We start from the raw sequence: 20,343 nt of genomic DNA on the forward strand, positions 1-20,343 counted from the left end.
GCAATGAAAAATCCCCGCAATTGCGCGGGGATTTTTTTGCCCGGTGGGCATATGAGACGGTAGGCCGGATAAGCGTTAGCGTCATCCGGCATAAGATTTACAACAGATCGAAACGGTCCAGGTTCATCACTTTCACCCATGCCGCGACGAAGTCCTTCACAAACTTCTCGTGCGCATCGCTACACGCGTAAACTTCCGCCAGCGCGCGCAGTACGGAGTTGGAACCAAACACCAGATCGGCGCGGGTCGCCGTGTATTTCACCTCGCCAGTCAGACGATCCCGGCCTTCGAACAGCTCATTAGATTCGTCGGTCGGTTTCCACTCGTAACGCATATCCAGCAGATTAGCGAAGAAGTCTGTGCTGAGCACGCCCGGTCTGTCGGTAAAGACACCGTTCTGGCTGCCGTCAAAGTTGGTTCCCAGCACACGCATCCCGCCAACCAGTACCGTCATTTCCGGCGCGGTCAACGTTAACTGCTGCGCTTTATCAATCAACAGCGATTCGGTCGTCGACACATCCAGACGCGCACGATAGTTACGGAATCCATCGGCAATCGGTTCAAGCAGCGAGAACATCTCGATGTCGGTCTGATCCTGACGCGCATCCACCCGGCCCGGCGCAAAAGGTACGCTGATGCTGACACCCGCAGCAGCGGCCGCCTGCTCGATACCGACTACGCCCGCCAGCACAATAATATCGGCCAGCGAGGCTTTATTCGTCGTTTTCTGGAGCGCTTCTAATACCGGCAGAACGCGAGCCGCAACGGCGTTGACCTCCCAGTCGCGCTGAGGCGCTAATGCCAGACGCGCGCCGTTAGCGCCGCCACGCTTATCGCCGCCGCGGAAAGTAGACGCGGATGCCCAGGCAACCGAAACCATCTCGCTAATAGAAAGCCCGGATGCAGCGATCGCCGCTTTCAGGTTGATAATGTCTTCCTGCGTTGGCTGGTAGAGCGGTTGCGGCAACGGGTCCTGCCAGATCAGATCTTCTTTCGGCACTTCCGGTCCGATGTAACGCGCTTTTGGTCCCATATCTCTGTGCGTCAGTTTGAACCAGGCACGAGCAAAGGCTTCATTAAAGGCCTGCGGATCGTTAAGGAAACGACGGGAAATCTTCTCGAACTCCGGATCAAAACGCAGCGTCAGGTCGGTGACCAGCATGGTTGGCTTACGTTTTTTCGACGGATCGAACGGGTCCGGAATGATATCCGGCGCGTCTACCGCTTCAAACTGGATAGCGCCAGCCGGACTACGGGTTTGTACCCACTCATATTTGAACAGGTTCTCGAAGAAATAGTTGCTCCACTGGGTCGGCGTCTGCGTCCAGACCACTTCCAGCCCGGAGGTAATAGCATCCGCACCAACGCCGCTACCATAGCTGCTGGCCCAACCTAAGCCCTGCGCTTCAATCGGCGCGGCTTCCGGATCGGCCCCTACATGGGATGCCGCTGCCGCGCCGTGGGTTTTACCGAGGGTATGCCCGCCAGCGATCAACGCCACGGTCTCTTCGTCGTTCATCCCCATATTGCCAAAGGTAGCGCGAATAGCGGCGGCGGCAGAAAGTGGTTCGCCGCTGTGATCCGGCCCCTCCGGGTTAACGTAGATAAGGCCCATCTCGGTCGCGCCCAGCGGCGCTTTTGCCAGCGCTTCAGGGTGTCGGTGAGTCAACCAGGCTTTTTCATCGCCCCAGTTCACATCCAGATCCGGTTCCCAGACATCTTCACGCCCGGCGCCGAAACCGAAGGTACGGAAGCCGGAGTTTTCCAGCGCCACGTTACCCGCCAGAATAAACAGGTCGGCCCAGGAAATTTTCTGGCCATATTTCTGCTTAATCGGCCACAGCAAACGACGCGCCTTATCCAGGCTGACGTTATCCGGCCAGGAGTTAAGCGGCGCAAAACGCTGTTGACCACGACCCGCGCCGCCACGACCATCAATAGAACGGTAGGTGCCAGCGCCATGCCAGGCCATACGAATAAACAAACCGACATAGCTGCCCCAGTCGGCGGGCCACCACGGTTGTGAATCGGTCAGCAGCGCCTTGAGATCCCCTTTCAGGGCGGAGTAGTCTAACTTGCTAAACTCTTTGCGGTAGTCAAAGTCTTCGCCCAGCGGGTTAGAACGGTTGGAATGTTGATTCAAAAGATCCACGCGAAGCTGGTTCGGCCACCAGTCGCGGCTGGCAGTCCCTGCGCCTGCGCTTCGGTCATGCCCCCCCTGATGGAAAGGACATTTTCCAGTGGATAACGTGTTATGGGTATCGTCGGTCGTGCTCATATCTCAGCTCCCTTTTAAAGTGTTACCGTTACGATATACACCAGGAGCAAATAGATATAGTTGAATTAATCCACAGATTCGATAGCTAATACCTTTTATATTTTTAGTTACAGAGATGTAGATCAATATGAGGTGTAATAAAGCTCCCGGCAGGGAGCTGGAGGTTATAAACCCGGTCTTACGCCCAGCGTGTGGCAAATGGCATAACTCATTTCCGCACGATTCAACGTGTAGAAGTGGAAATCCTTCACTCCTTCGCGGCTTAAAATTTTCACCATGTCCATCGCAATGTTAGCGCCCACCAGCTTGCGGGTTTCTGCGTCATCATCCAGCCCCTCAAACATCAGCGACATCCAGGACGGAATGCGGACATTGGTCATATCGGCAAATTTTTTCGCCTGTTTAAAGTTAGACACCGGTAAAATGCCGGGAATAATTTCTACGTCGATACCGGCGGAAACACAGCGGTCGCGAAAACGCAGATAGCTTTCCACATCGAAGAAAAATTGGGTTATCGCGCGGTTAGCGCCAGCATCCACTTTACGCTTCAGATTAAGCAGATCGGCCTGCGCGCTTTTCGCTTCCGGATGTACCTCCGGATAGGCCGCTACTGAAATATCGAAATCGGCCACCTCTTTGAGCAAACCAACCAGATCGGCGGCGTACATCTCCGGCTTACCGCTGCCCGGCGGCAAATCGCCGCGCAAAGCAACAATGTGGCGGATACCGTTATTCCAGTAGTCGCGGGCGATGGTGCGCAGTTCATCGCGCGTGGCGTCAATACAGGTAAGGTGCGGCGCGGCCTCAAGCCCAGTACGCTCTTTAATGCCTTTAATAACACTATGAGTGCGGTCACGTTCCCCGGAGTTGGCGCCATACGTTACCGAAACAAACTTCGGTTTCAGGCTGCTCAGGCGATCGATGGAGTTCCACAGGGTTTGCTCCATTTCACTGGTGCGCGGCGGGAAAAATTCAAACGAAACGTTAATCTGACCCTGTACTTCCGCCAGGCTCTGATTCAGGGCTTCCCGCTGGTTGGCGTGAAAAAAGCTCATACCTTACCTCATCAATCGCATGTTATTATTTGTTGTGCTGTAAACATCTATCCGTTTAGACGTCCAGATGTAAAAATGACGGAAAAGCGGAAGGACGTCAACTGAAAAATCACGCCAAAGAATGAGGAATATTCAGCAAAGTTGAAAAAACTTCATTCTCCATCATCTTGAGCAATACCTTCTTCATACGGTTCCGGGTGTTCTTCAACACATAAAAAATAAGGCGTAAATGATATGATTCAACGACTTTGGCGACGCAGGGACGGGGGAACCAGAAGATGAACACAGCGAATTTCGAGTCGATACATATCATGATCGACGCGCAAGCGTGGCGCAATCTACCGCTGCATCTGCGCCTGTACCACGCTTTTCGCCAATTGGTAATTTCCGGTGCGTTGGCTGATGGCGCAAAGCTACCTTCCGCTCGCGCGCTGGCCCAGCGGCTGCACCTTTCCAGGGATACCGTCGAAAATGCCTATTCCCAGCTTCAGCGCGACGGCTTTATGACCCGCAGGCAAGGGGCCGGGAGTTTCGCCAGCCGCCAAGGGGTTCCGCATATTCAGGGGCAGCACAGCCTGCCGCCATCGCCTCGCCAGACGCCCACGCTTAGCGCCCGCTGGCAGACGATTGCCGATCGCGCCGTATCTTTCGATGCCCGCCGGGTGCAGACGTTTACGCTCGGCCTTGCGGAAACGCGAAACTTCCCGCAAACCATTTGGCAGAATTTTGCCCGCCAGATCCAGCGCGAGCGGGCGCATACGCTAATGCTGCATGGCGATCCGCAGGGAGAGCAGGAACTGCGCCAGCAAATTGCCCATTATCTCAATTTTGAACGCGGCGCGAAGGTCGACGCGCAGCAGATTGTGATTGTCAGTGGCGCGCGTCAGGCATTCTGGCTATGCGGGCAACTGCTGGCAGAGGCCGGGCAGTCGGTGGTGATGGAAAATCCAGGCTATCCCGGCGCGCGTCAGGCATTCTCCGCCGCACAGCTCAACCTTCTTCCCATTGAAGTCGATGGAGACGGTATTCGGGTGGATAAACTGCCGCCTGCGCCGCTGGTTTACGTTACGCCGTCGCACCAGTTTCCCTCCGGTCATTTGCTCTCTCTGGCGCGGCGTCATGCCCTGATTGACTGGGCACAGGCGCATAATGCCTGGATTATCGAAGATGACTACGACAGTGAATTTCACTACAACGGCGCGCCCGTCGCCTGTATGCAGGGGTTAGATCGCGAGCAGCGCACCCTGTATGTCGGCACCTTCAGCAAAACGCTCTACCCCGGTCTGCGCATTGGTTATCTGGTGGTGCCTGCGTCGCTGGCCGCGCACTTTGCCGCTGCGCGTAATTTGCTTGATGGCGCAACGCCCGCGTTGACCCAATTGACGCTGGCGCGATTTATCGCATCCGGCCATTTTGCCGCCCATATCCGCACCATGCGCAGTATGTACGCGGTGCGGCAGGCGTGCCTGGCGCAGGCCATCAACCAGCATCTTAGTGATTGGGTGACGCCGGTAGTGACGCCCGGAGGATTACAAATGCCCTGCTGGCTGCATGAAGGTATTGACGAACAACAGACCCTTAACGCCGCGCGGCGGGCCGGGTTAAACATCGCCGGGATGCGCCAGTTCTGGCTGACGCACCCCGCGCCCACGGGCTGGCTGTTGGGATTCGCCGCGTTTACCCCCTACGAGATTGAAAATGGAGTCAAGCTTCTGCGGGCTGCATTATGCGCCGAAAACGTGCGCCAAGCCGGGCTATAATCTCATAAGGGATGGTATCGCAGGCGGCAGCAACCTCTTCCAGCGTCTGGCTCACGCCAATAAACTCCACAACATCGCCAGACGTTGGCATGATGGCGCTGGCGTCCACCATAAAGCTGTCCATGCAGACCCGCCCCAACACCGGCAACCGAACCCCGCGCCAGCACACGCCCGCCAGAGGACGCAAATTACGCGGAATCCCATCAGCGTATCCGGCGGATACCGTGGCGATACGCAGCGGGCGAGTGGTAGTAACCGTACTGCCGTAGCCAATCGGCGTCCCAACCGGCACGTCTTGCACGCGCAAAATGGTCAACGTCAGCGTAAATGCCGGTTTTAACGGCGTTGAAAACCACGGCTGGGCGACGCCGAACAGCGCAACGCCCGGACGGCAAAGATCTTCCCGCCAGGCCGGATGCAGAAACATACCGCAGGAATTTGCCAGCGAATAACGGCTGGTTGGGAATGCCTTTTTTGCCTGCTGGAGTAGCGTATGCTGATAGACATTTAACGCATGATCCGGCCTGTCGGCGTTCGCCAGATGGCTGATGATATAGTCTGGCGCAGCCCAGCCACGCTGGCGAAAAATCGCGGCCAGCCGCGCCAGTTGCTCCGGCGTCACCCCCAGCCGCGACATGCCGGAATCAAGCTGGATCAAAACCGGACGCCGCTGCGACCGCGCCTCCTGTAGTGCCAGCCACGCCATCACCTGGTCAACAGAATTCAGCAACGGCGTGATCTGTTGCGCGCAACAAAGCGGCATCGCCTGCGGCATGACGCCATTAAGCAACACCACCATCGCGTCAGCCGACAGGATTTTACGTAGCGCCACCCCTTCAGAAAGTTGCGCGACAAAAAAGATCCGGCAATTGGCCGCATACAGGGCTGGCGCAATCGCCTCCTCCCCCAGACCATAGCCATTGGCTTTCAGTACTGCGCCGCATTGCGCGGGGGCGACATGGCGCGCCAGCGTTTGATAATTGTCAACGACAGCGGCGAGATCTACACAAAGAACGCCGCACGCCGCCTGAATTTCAGCAAGTTTCATCATTGGTAAGGCAACGGATAGTTGGTGGTTAATTTAGTCACTTTTTGCCGAATATCGGCGCAAATATCTGTAATATTCGGCGTCTTGATGGCAAAAATAATTTCACTGATCCAGTCCGCGATCAGCGTAAAATCATCGGCATTCATTCCGCGGGTGGCGCAGGCTGCGCTGCCAATGCGAATCCCGGAGGTAATCGACGGCGGCTGCGGATCGCCTGGCAGCGTGTTTTTATTGACCGTGATCCCCGCCAGTTCGAGAAAGTATTCCACCTGAGCGCCGGTTAACCCCTGCGGGCGCAGGTCGATAATGCCCAGATGGCAGTCGGTACCGCCCGTTAACAGCGTCAGGCCGCGCTGCGCCAGTTGCTGACACATCGCTTGCGCATTTTCGATTACCTGCCCGGCGTAACGTTTAAATTCAGGCTGTAGCGCTTCGCCAAGCGCCACCGCTTTAGCCGCGATAACGTGCATCAACGGCCCGCCCTGCAAGCCGGGAAAGATGGCGCTGTCGATTTTTTTCGCCAGCCGGGCGTCGTTGGCCAGAATCATGCCGCCACGCGGCCCGCGCAACGTTTTATGCGTGGTGGTGGTAATCACATCGGCATACGCCAGCGGCGAGGGGGAAACAGCCGCCCGCCACCAGCCCGGCAAAATGCGCCATATCCACCAGCAGTATCGCGCCGACGGCATCGGCAATGCGGCGAAAGCGGGCAAAATCATAGTGTCGTGGGTAGGCCGATCCCCCGGCGATAATCAGCCGCGGGCGCTCACGCTTCGCGATCGTCTCAACCTCATCCATATCAATAAGACCGCTATGCGCATCGACGCCATAATGAAAGGCGTTAAACCATTTACCGGATTGATTGACCGGCGAACCGTGAGTGAGATGGCCGCCGCATTGCAGGCTCATGCCCAGAATTTTGTCGCCGGGTTTCAGCAGCGCCAGATATACCGCCTGATTCGCCTGGCTGCCGGAGTGAGGCTGCACGTTAACGTAACGCGCGCCGAAAAGTTGCTGCGCGCGGGTTATCGCCAGCATCTCAACCTCATCAATGAACTTACAGCCGCCGTAGTAGCGGTGCTGGTAATAGCCTTCGGCGTATTTATTGGTTAACACCGACCCTTGTGCCGCAAGAACGGCAGGGCTGGCGAAATTCTCCGAGGCAATCAGTTCCAGCGAGTGCTGCTGGCGCTGTTGCTCTTTGTTAAGCAGATCAAAAAGCGGATCGTTGTTTATCATGCGGTTCCCCCGAAAATTCATCATGCGATGATTTTCGCAGGGAAAGTTTCCCCCGCACCCCGCCACTTTTTACGCAGGACGCAGACCACCGGATAGAGGGGTAAATTTCAGCAGGAACATGCCGGGAACACAGCGCGTAACCCGGCAAAATTGCAGGCGCTACGCCAGACGGTTGATATCCGCGGTCCACGAATGATCCAGGCCAGACATACCGCCGTCCGGCCTGAATGCGCTAAAGGCCATTGCGCACAGGCAAGTAACCCCTTACTTCTTCACATCCGCAACGCGCATTCCTTTGAGCTGCTCATCCGTGATGGTGTTGCCCGCCTTAAAGTAATCGACTATCGCATTCGACACATAGTAGCCGCCGGAGGTATTCCGCGCCTGGCCTTCCGTGAATGCCGCAAAACCATCGCCGCCGTCGGCAAGGAAGCTGTTGGTAGCGATGTGATAAACCGTAGCATCGTCAATCGGCTTGCCATTGAGCGTCAGCACGGTAACCCGCTGGCCGACAGGTTTGCTGCTGTCATACTTCATCTCCAGCCCTTTAGACACCTGCAATACGCCGTTGCTTAAGCCAGCGCCATGCTCCATCAGGCTGCGCAATTGTTTACCGGTTAAATCCATCGTGACCAGTTCATTAGGGAACGGGAAGGTACTGATTACCGCCCCCATCGTCACCGCGCCAGCCGGGATTTCGTTGCGGATACCGCCAGAGTTAGTAAGCGCTAACTGGGTGTCTTTCCCCGCCGTAAAAAGCAGCGCATCCGCCGCCAGATTCCCCAGCGACGACGATTCGCCATACGCACGGGTCAGCTCAACCGGCGACTGCGCCACCGTTTGCTGCACGACTTTATCGAGCTTTTTGTTCCAGCCGTCGATCACCTGTTTCGTTTGCAGATCTGGCTTCCACTCATCAGCAAAAATGGTCTTCAGCTCGAAGTTCTTCACGGTAAACTGATGCGGCTTTTCCTGGTAGTCCAGCACCAATTTGCCGACATCAATGCCGCCGCTGTCCGTTGAAAGAATCAGCGTATTACCGACTTTAATCGGTTCCGGCGTACCGACATGCGCGTGGCCGGTAATCAAAATATCCAGCCCTTTTACCTGACTTGCGGTCTGAATATCTTTATCCAGCGCGCGTCGCACATCGGTATTCCCCATGCTGGACTGGCGGGCCGGGGTGCCTTCGTGGATCAGCGCGACGGTCAGATCGACTTTACCTTTAAGTTCATCAATGTAACGTTGCAGCCACTTAATTTCATCGCGTGCCTCAATGCCCACGCGCGTCGCGGCGGAAACCGTATCATTAAAAGCAAAGACACCGTGTAAGCCGATTACGCCAATCTTGACGCCATCTTTTTCAACAATGGTGTACGGCTTATCCCAGAAGGATTTACTGCTGTCCTCATAAAAAATATTGCCCTGTACGATAGGGAATTTCGCCCGGCTCAGTTGCAACAATGTATTGTCCCAGCCATGATCGAACTCATGATTACCGATAGTGGCAGCGTCATACTGCATGGTATTCAAAATATCGATAATCGCTTTACCCTTCGTCAGGCTGCTGATATACGGTCCGGTAAAGTAATCTCCGGCATCAAAAAACCACGTCGCCTTATTTTTGGCTTTTTCCTGCTTCACCAGCGTAGCGATATTGGCCCAACCGCCAATATCGCGTTTACCGTCAGCAATCCACGGCACTTTATAAGGCTCCACATGGGCGTGTAGATCGTTGGTGTAAATAATGGTGACATCTTTGGCGCAGGCCCAGAACGGCAGCGTGAACAAAATACTGGCTGCAAGCAGTTTTACTTTCATAAATAAGTCCCTTTCAGTCATATAAAGATTCGCTACGTTACGTTCTGAAAGGTTTTTTTATGTGAGAGTCCTCACACCCGCGTACCGTTTTATGAAGGCAGAATCAACGACCTGCCAAAATCGTTGGTAAAATGTATGCCGCCTCTGTTCACCATTAATGCCTGCAAAAGCGCTGGTTGTCGCAATCTTGGGCTGCCTGACTCGCCGGATTATGTGTGGCCGGACTATCGCCTGGGTTATCCGGCATTGCATTGTCGAGCCTGCGGCAGTTATCCGCCGCTCTTCAACGAGGGGGAATTTCGCCGCTGGGCGTCTGCTTATATCGCGCAATATGCCAAAGAGCATGGTCACTTTTGTCCCGACTGCTATCAAAAAACATGGATTCGCTATGGACGTAATCCCGGCGGAACGCAGCGACTTCAGTGCCAGTACTGTAAGAAGGTCTGGACGCCAAAACAGCACGCGCTGAATGTCGCCGAAACGCCGGAACAGATTTGCAGTATTCCGCTGCTCGTACCGTTTCAGGGAGCGAATGCCTTCCAGCAATTGTACTTTTTATTCAGTTTTGACGCTGTTCGCGGCAATATTCTTCACCTTTCCAGCAATTTCACGTTACTTTCTGCCGGAAAGAGTTTGCATTACCACTGGAAAGGAATTGCGCCGCCCGAGGGTGAGAATGGCGATATTATTCACCGTATCGCCACTAAAGAACGGCAATTTTTACAGCGCAGTCAGTTCGATGAGATTCAGTATGGCCCGGCGGCGCTTAAACGTAACGCGCAAGGAACAATACTTCGCCCGGTCATTACGGCGCATGGTCATTTTCGGGTGCTGAAAAACCGCTTTCCTGATGTCACGACACACATCATTGCCCATGAGTGTTTTTTGCACGGCGCGGTCATTACGGCATGGGCGGAGCGGTTTCGCCAGCGTCTCTCCTCGCTGTGGTTCGTTGAGGAAGAGATAAACGATGACGATTGCCGCGCAGAGTGGCAACTGTTAGGCAAAACATGGCAGGGATGGTGGCAAAATCAGTGGCAACTCTGGGGGCAAGGTCACAACCGCAAAATGGTCTGTTCGTTAACCGGTTCCCACTTAGAACAAGGTGTCGCCGTTAATCTGGCGGCCAGTCGCCGCTTTGTTACCTGGCTATGGCAACAACCTGAATTCCAGCAAAGCGCCCACTATTCCGCCAAACGCGTCACGCAAATTCTGTATTTGCTGACGGAAAAATATAACTCACAATGGAATCACATTTAACCCAATGATGTAATGCCACGCATAAAAAATCACAGATTATCATTCAGAAGGCGCTATAGATTTAATCACCTCACATCCTGCTTTTATACGCTGAAAAAGAATAGAACTATTTGATAAAATGGCCCTTCGTTTTAAGTTAAAATCGGCTATAAACGTTATTCACATAATCAATATTTATTATCAATTTAAATAGTTCTATACATTCTTATTTTCTATGGAAAACAAGGGATAAATATGGAAATTACTTTACCGTCAATGTCAGATAAAAAATGGACCTGCGCCGATCTCCTGAGTAGCTATCGATTCTGGGGGATCACTTTTTTCTTTTTGGTGCTCTCTTTTATCAGTTCGCTGGGATCGTCGTATGGTGTTTATTTTTGGAGTAAATCACTGTCTATTCCAGCCGATCGTATTAGTGTTATTCTCGTTTGCGGCCAACTGGGATACCTCCTGGGTATGGTTGCCAGCTGGTTTGTCTGCCGTATAAAAAATTGTTACCCCTTCTACTTTGTTGCGCTCCTGTTAATCATTGGCGTGGTCTGTTCCTTCTGCATAAATGGCCCGTCTGACGTAGTCAGGCTTATCATAGCGCAGTTTTTAATTAATCTGGGTATGGGGATCGTAACGCTGTTAGTCCCCATGCTGCTTTTCAGCGCTATCGGCAGTGCTCAGACATTTGTTATTTTATTTAGCCTCTGCTTACTGTTCAAATTTATCATCGCTGGCTATCTGTCTATATTTATATACTCAATTCCTTATATAGGAATAATCGTAATTACTTTAGCGGTTATCGCGCTTTTGCTACTATTACCGCTCAAAAAAGAACTTTTCTATATTGCACCGCCCAAAAGGTTCTCATCAACCCAGCGACCTGAGTGCGCAGAACCCCTTGTCGTCGCATTATTGGCATTTTTCATTCCATTTTATATTATTTATTGGTTCTTCAGAATTCACCGGGAAATGCAATTTGTGGCGCCTTCGCCCCGACTCATGACCGCATGTGGCGCGGGATGGCTGTCAGCCATTATGCCGTTTGGCACAGCCATATTGTGTCTGACGCTTAGCGACGAAATCCGCGCTCTGCTGGCGAATAAAAACGAAGATGGCGGAATACGAACCGGCTGGACACTATTCTGGGCATTACTGCTGCCACCCGTCGGCGCGGCGATTATCCAGGCAAAAATGAACCGTTTTATTACTGCTAATACCGCGGATACTGCTGACAGAGGATAAACATGGAAGGTTTTGAGTTATTTCCAAAAATTAAAGGCGCGATCAAATGGATGGCCGAGCACAGTGACTCGGTAATTCATTTTGGCTGGAATGTTGTTGCCGCCATCATTCTACTTTTCATCGGTAAGTTAATAGCTCGCTTACTATCGAGAGGTCTGGAAAAATTACTTCTCAGGCGGCAAGTGGATGCCACTATTGTCCACTTTTTCTCCGCGCTGGTTCGCTACATCACGATAGCTTTCACGGCAGTAGCCGCTCTTGGCCGTGTCGGTATAGAAACCTCCTCAATTATTGCCGTTATCGGCGCGGCGGGTTTAGCCATTGGCCTGGCGCTGCAAGGGTCACTTTCCAACTTTGCCGCAGGCGTACTGCTTGTCTCCCTGCGTCCTTTCCGCGCCGGGGAAATTGTACAAATTGGCCTGGTTATCGGCACAGTAGAAAAGGTCCATATTTTCTCCACCACTCTGCTCACTGCGGATAGCAAAGAAGTTGTCATCCCGAATGGTAAAATTATTGCTGATAATATTATCAACTATTCACGACACCCCTATCGACGTATTGATCTGATTATTGGCGTGGATTACCAAAGCCGTATTGCTGACGTAAAAAGCGTGATACATCGTATTATTGAACAAGATCATCGCATTGATAAAACCCGCGATATTACGGTCCGCCTGGGCGAACTTGCGCCCTCTAGCCTGAATTTCTATGTTCGCGTATGGGTGCCCAACGCTCAGTACTGGAGTACTTACTACGATCTTCTGGAAAATATCAAGGAAGCAATGGATGAAAACGGCATCAATATTCCTTACCCCCGGATGGATGTCCGGGTTGAGAATGTAAAAAGCATCACGCCATAATGTTTCGTCAGCAATCGGATAGCGCTTCGTATATCAGTATCTACAGAATGACTGCATAACGTATTGATGAGGGAGCGAAGCGCAACCTGGCGCTTCGCTCACGAACTTGCCTTTATTACAGCAACTGCGCCAGGCGGTTGATATCCGACTGAATCGCCCCGGCGGTCACATCGCGACCCGCGCCCGGCCCACGGATCACCAGCGGGTTATCGCGATACCAGCGGCTTTCAATAGCAAAGACATTATCGCACGGCAGCAGCGCCGCCAGCGGATGCTCCGGACGCACCGCTTCAACGCCGACGCGCGCTTTGCCATTGGCGTCGAAACGCGCCACGTAACGCAACACCAGCTCCAGTTCGCGGGCTGCCTCCAGACGCTGCACCATCTGTTCATTCAGCGCGTCGCCGTTTTCGAAAAAGTGATCGATAGACCCTTCTTCACAGTGCGCCGGTACCAACGATTCTACACGCACCTGATCCGGCTCGATGTCGTATCCCGCCTCGCGCGCCAGAATCACCAGCTTACGCATGACATCTTTTCCGGAAAGATCGACGCGCGGATCGGGTTCGGTCAGCCCCTGCTGCCAGGCCTGATCCACCAGATCGGTAAACGGCACCGTACCGTCAAATTGCAGGAACAGCCAAGATAGCGTCCCGGAGAAGATCCCGCTGATCGAGAGAATCGTATCGCCGCTGTCAATCAGATCCCGCACCGTGTGGTTGATCGGCAACCCCGCGCCCACGGTGGCGTTATACAGCCAGTAACGCCCGGCTTTTTCAAACGCGTCATGAATCTGGCGATACTTATCGCTGGCGCTTGCGCCCGCCAGTTTATTGGCGCTAATCACATGAAAACCGTGGCTGGCGAAATCAAGGTACTGATCGGCCAGTTGCTCGCTTGCTGTCACATCCAGCACCACTAAATCATCATACGGATGCGTGCGCATCCACAGGAATAGCGACTCTTCGTCCTGCTCAACGGCTTCATCATCAAAGAATGCCAGCGCGCGGCTGGCGTCCAGCCCTTCATAATTCAACAGGCTACGGCGGCTATCCACCACGCCCGCCAGCACAAATTCAAAACCAGTACGCGCGGAAAGCGTGCTTTGTTCACGGGCAAATAGTTCCAGCCAACGGGAGCCGATGTTCCCCTTACCGAACAGCATCAGGCCAATGCGTTTTTCGGCGCGGAAAACAGACTGGTGCAGCCCCTGAATCAGGCTCTCAGTCGGGCCGGTACGCAGCACCGCCACCAGACTGATGCCCTCCTCCGACTGCCAGGTAAATTCCACTGGCTGACCTTTAAGCTGCTGCCAGAAGCGATGGCAGTGTAGCGGATTGCGAGTAACGCCCGCACCGACCATCGCCACCAGCGCCAGCCCCTGCCGCAGGCGCAATTCGCCCGGCAGCCCGACATCGTCGAGGAGTTTCAGTACGCTATCCGCTACCTCGGCGGTATAGCAGAACTGCAATAGCTGGCGATCGCGATGCACGCCCACCGCCAGCGGACGCGCCTGCGCCCGTTTTAAAATTTGGTCGAGCTCTTTGTGCGCCAGCCTGAAATCCTGGCTGGCGGGCACCTGAAACTCAATCAGACAGATATCGTCGTGACTGGTCACGATACGCGCGCCCGTCCCGGAAGCCAGCACCCGTTCAATTCGGGTTGACCCTTGATCCGGCGTGTAGCTACAGCGCAACTGCAAATCGATATCGCTGCCGGACACTGGCTGTAGCGTACGGGCGTGCAGAACAGGCGCCGCCAGACGCGCCAGCTCGCTGGCTTCGTCCAGACGCAGCAACGGCAGCAGGCAGGCATCTTTCACTTTGCGCGGGTCGGCACTATAAACGCCCGCGACATCGCTCCAGATGGTCACGCGGGAAACGCCCGCCAGCGCGCCGATTTGCGTGGCGGAATAGTCGGAACCGTTCCGGCCTAACAGGACCGTTTCGCCGTCGTGATTGCGGCTGATAAAGCCGGTCACGACCAGACGTTTGCCAGGATGCTGCGCCAGTAGCTGTTGCAATAAAGGATAAGATAGCCCTTCATCAACCTGCGGCTGTGCGGCGCGTTCGGCGCGTAAAAATGCGCGCGCGTCCAGCCAGGCGGCATCCAGACCCTGCTGATTCAGGACGGCGGACATCAATCTCGCCGACCAAATTTCGCCGTGTCCGACGATCTCAGCATAGACGGCATCCGTTACGCCGCCGTCGAGCAAGGCGGCAAGACGTTCCAGATCGCTGATAAAAGCGCTGGTTAAGTCATCTGCCGCGTCGGCGGGAAGCAGCCCGCTAATCAGATCGCACTGGTAGCGGCGTAACGTCTGTAATACCTGATGCGCAGAAAGGCGATCGGTCTGGCTTAACTTGAGCCAGCTAATCAACTGGTTGGTGGTACTGCCTGCGGCGGACACTACCATCATATCGTCAGGCTGCGAATACTCCGCCATAATGCCTGCGACACGCAGGTAACACTTCACATCCGCCAGACTACTGCCGCCAAATTTATGCAGTTGACGACCTTTCGCCCCTGCCTGCGCAATCACACTCATGTTTACCCCTTGTTTGCAGCCCGGAAGCCATTTCCCAGGTCGGCAATTAAATCTTCGCCATCTTCAATACCGGTGGAGATACGCAGTAGCGTTTCGGAGATCCCGGCGGCGGCACGCGCCTGCGGCGACATACCGGCATGCGTCATGGTGGCGGCGTGAGAGATCAAACTTTCCACTCCCCCTAAAGATTCCGCCAGCGTAAACAGCGACAGCCCGCCCAGAAAACGACGCAGCGTCTCCTCATCCCCATCCAGTTCAAAACTCAACATTGCGCCAAAGCCTTTTTGCTGGCGCGCGGCAATTTCATGCCCCTGATTTTCCGGCAGCGACGGGTGATACAGTTTTTTCACCAACGGCTGGGTTTGCAGATATTTCACAATCGCCTGCGCGTTGCGCTGCGCCAGCTCCATACGCGGCACCAGAGTTCGCAAACCGCGCAGCAGCAGATAGCTATCAAACGCCCCGCCGGTCACGCCAATATTATTCGCCCACCACGCCAGTTCAGTGACCACTTCCGGATCTTTCGCAATCACCACGCCGGCCACGACATCCGAATGACCGTTGAGATATTTCGTGCATGAATGCAACACCAGATCGGCACCCAACGCCAGCGGATTTTGCAGCGCCGGGCTTAAAAACGTGTTATCAACGACGCTCACTGCGCCCGCCTCGCGCGCCAGCCGACAGATTTTCGCAATATCCACCACGCGTAACAATGGATTACTTGGACTTTCTACCAGTACCAGCTTCGGTTTTTCTTCCAGCGCCGCCTGTAAGGCGCGTTCATCGCCCTGATCGACAAACCGCACACAATAACAGCCGCGTGTCGCCAGACTGTCAAACAGACGATAACTGCCGCCGTAGCAATCATGCGGCGCGACCAGCAGATCGCCCGGCTTGAGGAAAACGGTGGTGACCAGATGAATCGCCGACATGCCGGTATTCGTCAATACCGCGCCCGCGCCGCCTTCCAGTTCCGCTAATGCGCGCTGAACCACATCACGCGTGGGATTACCGCGGCGGGAATAATCATGCGCGCGCGGCTCATTGAAACCGGTAAAGTTATAGGTACTGGAGAGGTGGATTGGCGGCACAACGCAGCCGTATTGCTCGTCGTCGTTTAATCCGCTACGCACTGCGATAGTGGCCTGTTTACGCGTCATATGAAGATATTCCTGGCTGAGTCGGTGAAAGTCAGGCCACAGATTAACCACTACCACAATAGACGTCAATACATCTGGACATCTAAACTTCTTTGCGTATAGATTGAGCAAACCGCAAATAGCCGTTAAAATTATATGCATTAGCGCACATCTGCGACCGCTAACTTCGTGTCAGGGCCGCGCCACTACGGTAAACTACGCGCGATTATGGTCCGGGCTCAGGTTCAGACCTCAATATTAATGACGAAGAGGATTAAGTATCTCATGGCTGAATGGAGCGGCGAATATATCAGCCCATACGCTGAGCACGGTAAGAAGAGTGAGCAAGTCAAAAAAATTACGGTTTCCATTCCTCTGAAGGTGTTAAAAATCCTCACCGATGAACGTACGCGTCGTCAGGTGAACAACCTGCGCCACGCCACCAACAGCGAGCTGTTGTGTGAAGCATTTCTGCACGCCTTTACCGGGCAACCCTTGCCGGATGATGCCGATCTGCGAAAAGAGCGCAGCGATGAAATCCCGGAAGCGGCAAAAGAGATCATGCGTGAGATGGGGATTGACCCGGAAACGTGGGAATACTGATAACAAAGCATGCGGTCAGAACGCCTCTGGCCGCGCTTTTTTAACGATTTCCCCTGTACACGGCTATCTCCGACATTGTTCTAAACGTTCATCTTCCCGAATAGCCTTCGGTGGATAAATTTGTCAGACATGATAAGTTTCTCTTCGTTATTTTCCTGAAAAAATTCCCGGCATGCCATAATCGATATAATTTTATTATATTTAAACTTCCAATCTTTATTTAAAGTTTCACGTAGCAAAGCGTACATGAATAATAATACACCGCCATATATTTACTGAACAAATAGTATAACGATGAGTATTGTTAAAAAGACCATGGACACCTCATATTTGTGACCAACATCATTATTCCCCTCCGCGGATTGTTTTACTTTTTTAAATGTTTTTTCATCTCCGATAAATAAGAAGGTTAATATACATTCATTTTATCGATAATATCGAATGGGGAAATAAATATGTTATTTACAAGGAAAGTCTTACCTGTATTATGCTGCCTGTGTTTGAGCGGCAGCGTTTTGACCTCAGGTGTTTTAGACCCAAACAGGCCAATGGTCGCATCAGCAGATGTCATTCCAGTCCATGAGGGGCCATTAGGTATGGTCGATGTCGCCCCCTACGGCGGCGTTTTCCCATTAACAGCAATCATTAATAAAGCCAATCATAATGTACAGAACGTGAAGGTTACCGTTTTAGGGAAAGGGGAAAAAGGTATCCCGATCAGTTATGATGTCGGCCCGCAGGCTATAAATACCCATGACGGCATACCTGTATTTGGCTTGTATCCAGATTATGTCAATAAAGTTAAAGTTGACTGGACTGAAGAAGGTAAAAAACAAACTTATACGTGGTCCATTTACGCCGCACCGGTATCATTACCCTCTACTACCGGGCAAACTGCCGTTCTTCCTACGGTAGAACCGGTTAAAGTCGATAGCTCGCTTAAAAATCGCTTATATCTTTTTAACCATATAACGGGGATGCCAAGAGCCGGCCACATTATGCATGTCGCAGGCGGCGCGGCGAACTGGGATTATACCGGTATCAACTGGATTAGCGATACGAATGGCGATGTTCGCGGCTATATGAATATTGATAAATTCCGTAACCAGGATGATATAACGCGCTTTGGTTCCATGATGAGCTTCCATCAGGTTAACGATGGCAATCTTATTTTTGGCCAGGGTCAACGTTACTTTAAATATGATTTCTTAGGCCGCGTTATTTCTGATAAACGACTGCCAAAAGGATTTATTGATTTTTCGCACGCCATTACCGAAACGCCGAAAGGCACCTACCTGCTGCGTGTCGCAAAAGAAAATTATCCATTAAATGGTAAATACACCATCAATACTGTGCGTGATCATATTCTTGAAGTTGACCAGAACGGCGATACCGTCGATTACTGGGATCTGCCAAAAATCCTCGACCCCTATCGTGACGACGTTATTCTGGCGATGGATCAGGGAGCGGTATGTTTGAGCGTCGATGCCGAACATTCCGGTCAGGTCATGACCAAAGAGCAGCTTGCAAAACAACCCTTCGGCGATATCGCGGGTTCCGGCCCGGGCCGCAACTGGGCGCATGTTAACTCCGTCAGCTACGATCCTCGCGACGACAGCATTATCATTAGCTCGCGCCACCAGTCTGCCATCATCAAAATTGGTCGCGATAAAAAAGTGAAATGGATACTTTCCGATCCATCCGGCTGGAAAGGCGAACTGGCGAAAAAAGTGCTGAAACCCGTAGACAGCAACGGTAAACCGCTAACCTGCGAAGCGCACCACTGCGACGGTGGATTTGACTGGACATGGACACAACATACCGGTTGGTTAGTGCCATCCAAAAGCACCGGAGGTAACACCGTCGTGACCGCCTTTGATAACGGCGATGCGCGCGGCATGGAACAACCGGCCATGCCGTCAATGAAATATTCCCGCGGCGTGGAATATCAGATTGACGAAAAAAATATGACGGTTTCCCAAATGTGGGAATATGGTAAAGAGCGCGGTTTTGACTGGTACAGCGCCATTACTTCCGTCACGGAATATCGCCCGGAAACCAAAACGATGTTCATGTACTCGGCCACAGCGGGAATGAGCGGTACAAATCCAATCGTTTCCGTTCTGGATGAAGTCAAAGACGGTACTCAGGATGTGATGCTGGAGCTAAAAGTACACAGTAACCGTGCTGGTATGCTGGGTTATCGGGCGCTGATTATCGATCCAGAGCAGATGTTTAAAAAATAAAGCGTGAGAGTAAAAGTAAAACAGGCGGAAGCCAACTTCCGCCTGAATGGTTAAAACGTATTGTAGTTATGACATTCGCCTTATTGCCCTCGGAGAGGAATGCAAAAATATCAATGAATTACCAATCCGGCACCGACCCGATAAGCGCAGCGTCATTAGACAAACGCCACAACATACCGCGCCTTTGCTGGTGATATGTCATGAAAAATCTCTTTATCGCCTGGTTAAGTTTATTGCTATATGGCTGCACAACCTTTCCACAAGCCGTAAAACCTACGACAGGCGGACAGCCCTACCCGACGGAAATCTATATCGTCAGTCATGGCTGGCACACGGGAATTATTGCGCCGGCCCATGATGTTAATACCGTTCTGCCACAGCTTAAAAAACGGTTCGTTCAGGAGGCGCAGTGGTATGAAATCGGCTGGGGCGATAAGGGCTTTTATCAGTCACAAGAAATAACCACCGCGCTTACGCTCCAGGCCATGTTCTGGTCATCCGGCGCGGTTATGCACATCGTCGCCTTTTCCGGTAAACCAGAACGCTATTTCGCCGGTAGCGAGATAAAATCACTGCTCCTGCACACAAACCAGCGTAACAGTCTGATGCGTTATCTGGGCCGCAGCTTTGCGCGTGACGAAGAGGGTAATCTGATTCCGTTAAAACAAGGAATTTACGGCGATAGCCAGTTTTACGCCGCGAATGGCCGCTACGGCATACTCAATACCTGCAATAAATGGACAGCGAAGGGGCTGGAAAGCGCGGGACTAACTATAAATCCTTCGTTAAAACTCACGGCAGGAAGCGTAATGAAAGCGATTACGGATCACAGAATGTGTCTGAACAAATACTGTTATCCCTAGAAAACAAAAAAAGCGCCCTGCGGCGCTTTTTTTCTGGCGGTAACTTATTTGCTGCCAGGGATGCTGAAGCGCTTGTTGAAGCGCTCAACACGACCACCGGTATCAACAACACGCTGCTTACCAGTGAAGAACGGGTGGCATTTGCCGCACACGTCCAGGTTCAGGTCGTGACCCACGGTAGAGTGGGTTTTGATAACATTACCGCAAGAACAGGTTGCAGTAATTTCTACGTAATTCGGGTGAATACCTTTTTTCATGGGGAACCTCAGTGTAAGGCCGCGTCGCTCTTCCAGCCCTAACGCCAGACACCACGCGAAGTTAATAGTAAAGGGTTTGATGCTCACAACACGCACCAAAGGCGGCGAATCATACAGAATTTGACCACCG

General features: G+C 52.9%; 14 protein-coding genes and 1 pseudogene. 7 read left to right on the forward strand and 8 right to left on the reverse strand.

The genetic code is table 11. The features are described 5' to 3' along the window. Positions 1-97: 97 nt before the first annotated feature. Complete coding sequence (gene katG, locus J4685_RS17145) at positions 98-2,278, reverse strand: catalase/peroxidase HPI (RefSeq protein WP_000108111.1); 2,181 nt, start codon at positions 2,276-2,278, stop codon at positions 98-100. Between the two features lie 164 nt (positions 2,279-2,442). Then, positions 2,443-3,333: a methylenetetrahydrofolate reductase gene (gene metF, locus J4685_RS17150; protein WP_000007507.1), complete on the reverse strand. Its 891-nt coding sequence runs from the start codon at positions 3,331-3,333 to the stop codon at positions 2,443-2,445. A 278-nt stretch (positions 3,334-3,611) separates the two neighbouring features. On the opposite strand from metF, the gene J4685_RS17155 reads away from it, so the two are divergent. After that, the gene (locus tag J4685_RS17155) at positions 3,612-5,093 is read left to right on the forward strand and encodes a PLP-dependent aminotransferase family protein (RefSeq protein ID WP_001090458.1); all 1,482 of its coding nucleotides are present in this window, start codon (positions 3,612-3,614) and stop codon (positions 5,091-5,093) included. On the opposite strand, the gene J4685_RS17160 is transcribed toward J4685_RS17155, so the two are convergent. From J4685_RS17160 to J4685_RS17170, 3 genes and pseudogenes are all read right to left on the reverse strand, one after another. Next, entirely contained in the window at positions 5,038-6,144 is a 1,107-nt protein-coding gene (locus tag J4685_RS17160) for an alanine racemase (RefSeq protein ID WP_000976817.1), read from the reverse strand. The two genes, J4685_RS17155 and J4685_RS17160, sit on opposite strands and share 56 nt — an antisense overlap. Further along, positions 6,141-7,380: pseudogene (locus J4685_RS17165) on the reverse strand (serine hydroxymethyltransferase). Before J4685_RS17165 ends, J4685_RS17160 begins: the two are co-directional and overlap by 4 nt. A 264-nt stretch (positions 7,381-7,644) precedes the next feature. After that, a complete protein-coding gene (locus J4685_RS17170) occupies positions 7,645-9,201 on the reverse strand; it encodes a bifunctional metallophosphatase/5'-nucleotidase (RefSeq protein ID WP_000865268.1) in 1,557 nt (518 codons plus the stop codon). Between the two features lie 135 nt (positions 9,202-9,336). Between J4685_RS17170 and J4685_RS17175 the strand changes: the two genes are divergently transcribed. The 3 genes from J4685_RS17175 to mscS all read left to right on the forward strand — a co-directional run bounded on the left by J4685_RS17175 (position 9,337) and on the right by mscS (position 12,554). Further along, positions 9,337-10,461 (forward strand): hypothetical protein, encoded by a 1,125-nt coding sequence (locus J4685_RS17175; protein ID WP_001134814.1) that lies wholly within the window; start codon positions 9,337-9,339, stop codon positions 10,459-10,461. 234 nt (positions 10,462-10,695) lie between these two features. Then, positions 10,696-11,694, forward strand: coding sequence for a hypothetical protein (locus J4685_RS17180; RefSeq protein WP_000406831.1), 999 nt, complete (start codon positions 10,696-10,698; stop codon positions 11,692-11,694). 2 nt (positions 11,695-11,696) lie between these two features. Then, the gene (mscS, locus tag J4685_RS17185) at positions 11,697-12,554 is read left to right on the forward strand and encodes a small-conductance mechanosensitive channel MscS (protein WP_000398251.1); all 858 of its coding nucleotides are present in this window, start codon (positions 11,697-11,699) and stop codon (positions 12,552-12,554) included. Between the two features lie 115 nt (positions 12,555-12,669). Here the strand turns inward: mscS and J4685_RS17190 are convergent, their stop codons facing one another. Continuing rightward, a complete protein-coding gene (locus J4685_RS17190) occupies positions 12,670-15,102 on the reverse strand; it encodes a bifunctional aspartate kinase/homoserine dehydrogenase II (RefSeq protein WP_000110815.1) in 2,433 nt (810 codons plus the stop codon). Between the two features lie 2 nt (positions 15,103-15,104). Continuing rightward, positions 15,105-16,265 carry a cystathionine gamma-synthase gene (metB, locus tag J4685_RS17195; protein WP_000197206.1) on the reverse strand — a complete coding sequence of 387 codons (1,161 nt, stop codon included), beginning with the start codon at positions 16,263-16,265 and terminating at the stop codon, positions 15,105-15,107. A gap of 264 nt (positions 16,266-16,529) precedes the next feature. Between metB and metJ the strand changes: the two genes are divergently transcribed. The 3 genes from metJ to J4685_RS17210 all read left to right on the forward strand — a co-directional run bounded on the left by metJ (position 16,530) and on the right by J4685_RS17210 (position 19,956). Then, positions 16,530-16,847, forward strand: a complete 318-nt coding sequence (metJ, locus tag J4685_RS17200; RefSeq protein ID WP_000852811.1) for a met regulon transcriptional regulator MetJ — start codon at positions 16,530-16,532, stop codon at positions 16,845-16,847. 455 nt (positions 16,848-17,302) lie between these two features. Further along, a complete protein-coding gene (locus tag J4685_RS17205; RefSeq protein ID WP_000899648.1) occupies positions 17,303-19,093 on the forward strand; it encodes an aryl-sulfate sulfotransferase in 1,791 nt (596 codons plus the stop codon). Between the two features lie 200 nt (positions 19,094-19,293). Continuing rightward, positions 19,294-19,956, forward strand: coding sequence for a TIGR02117 family protein (locus tag J4685_RS17210; protein WP_000792805.1), 663 nt, complete (start codon positions 19,294-19,296; stop codon positions 19,954-19,956). Between the two features lie 44 nt (positions 19,957-20,000). On the opposite strand, the gene rpmE is transcribed toward J4685_RS17210, so the two are convergent. Then, complete coding sequence (gene rpmE / locus J4685_RS17215) at positions 20,001-20,213, reverse strand: 50S ribosomal protein L31 (RefSeq protein ID WP_000715284.1); 213 nt, start codon at positions 20,211-20,213, stop codon at positions 20,001-20,003. Positions 20,214-20,343 lie beyond the last annotated feature (130 nt).

Source organism: Salmonella sp. 32100201201700099SM (genome assembly GCF_017572645.1).
Classification (GTDB): domain Bacteria; phylum Pseudomonadota; class Gammaproteobacteria; order Enterobacterales; family Enterobacteriaceae; genus Salmonella; species Salmonella enterica.

What these genes read in the sequence shown, in the direction of transcription:
- J4685_RS17175 (WP_001134814.1), top strand. Translation starts at nt 9,337, where the DNA reads ATGCCGCCTCTGTTCACCATTAATGCCTGCAAAAGCGCTGGTTGTCGC.
- metF (WP_000007507.1), bottom strand. Translation starts at nt 3,333, where the DNA reads ATGAGCTTTTTTCACGCCAACCAGCGGGAAGCCCTGAATCAGAGCCTG.
- J4685_RS17170 (WP_000865268.1), bottom strand. Translation starts at nt 9,201, where the DNA reads ATGAAAGTAAAACTGCTTGCAGCCAGTATTTTGTTCACGCTGCCGTTC.
- metJ (WP_000852811.1), top strand. Translation starts at nt 16,530, where the DNA reads ATGGCTGAATGGAGCGGCGAATATATCAGCCCATACGCTGAGCACGGT.
- rpmE (WP_000715284.1), bottom strand. Translation starts at nt 20,213, where the DNA reads ATGAAAAAAGGTATTCACCCGAATTACGTAGAAATTACTGCAACCTGT.
- J4685_RS17160 (WP_000976817.1), bottom strand. Translation starts at nt 6,144, where the DNA reads ATGATGAAACTTGCTGAAATTCAGGCGGCGTGCGGCGTTCTTTGTGTA.
- metB (WP_000197206.1), bottom strand. Translation starts at nt 16,265, where the DNA reads ATGACGCGTAAACAGGCCACTATCGCAGTGCGTAGCGGATTAAACGAC.
- mscS (WP_000398251.1), top strand. Translation starts at nt 11,697, where the DNA reads ATGGAAGGTTTTGAGTTATTTCCAAAAATTAAAGGCGCGATCAAATGG.
- J4685_RS17190 (WP_000110815.1), bottom strand. Translation starts at nt 15,102, where the DNA reads ATGAGTGTGATTGCGCAGGCAGGGGCGAAAGGTCGTCAACTGCATAAA.
- J4685_RS17205 (WP_000899648.1), top strand. Translation starts at nt 17,303, where the DNA reads ATGTTATTTACAAGGAAAGTCTTACCTGTATTATGCTGCCTGTGTTTG.
- J4685_RS17155 (WP_001090458.1), top strand. Translation starts at nt 3,612, where the DNA reads ATGAACACAGCGAATTTCGAGTCGATACATATCATGATCGACGCGCAA.
- J4685_RS17180 (WP_000406831.1), top strand. Translation starts at nt 10,696, where the DNA reads ATGGAAATTACTTTACCGTCAATGTCAGATAAAAAATGGACCTGCGCC.
- katG (WP_000108111.1), bottom strand. Translation starts at nt 2,278, where the DNA reads ATGAGCACGACCGACGATACCCATAACACGTTATCCACTGGAAAATGT.
- J4685_RS17210 (WP_000792805.1), top strand. Translation starts at nt 19,294, where the DNA reads ATGAAAAATCTCTTTATCGCCTGGTTAAGTTTATTGCTATATGGCTGC.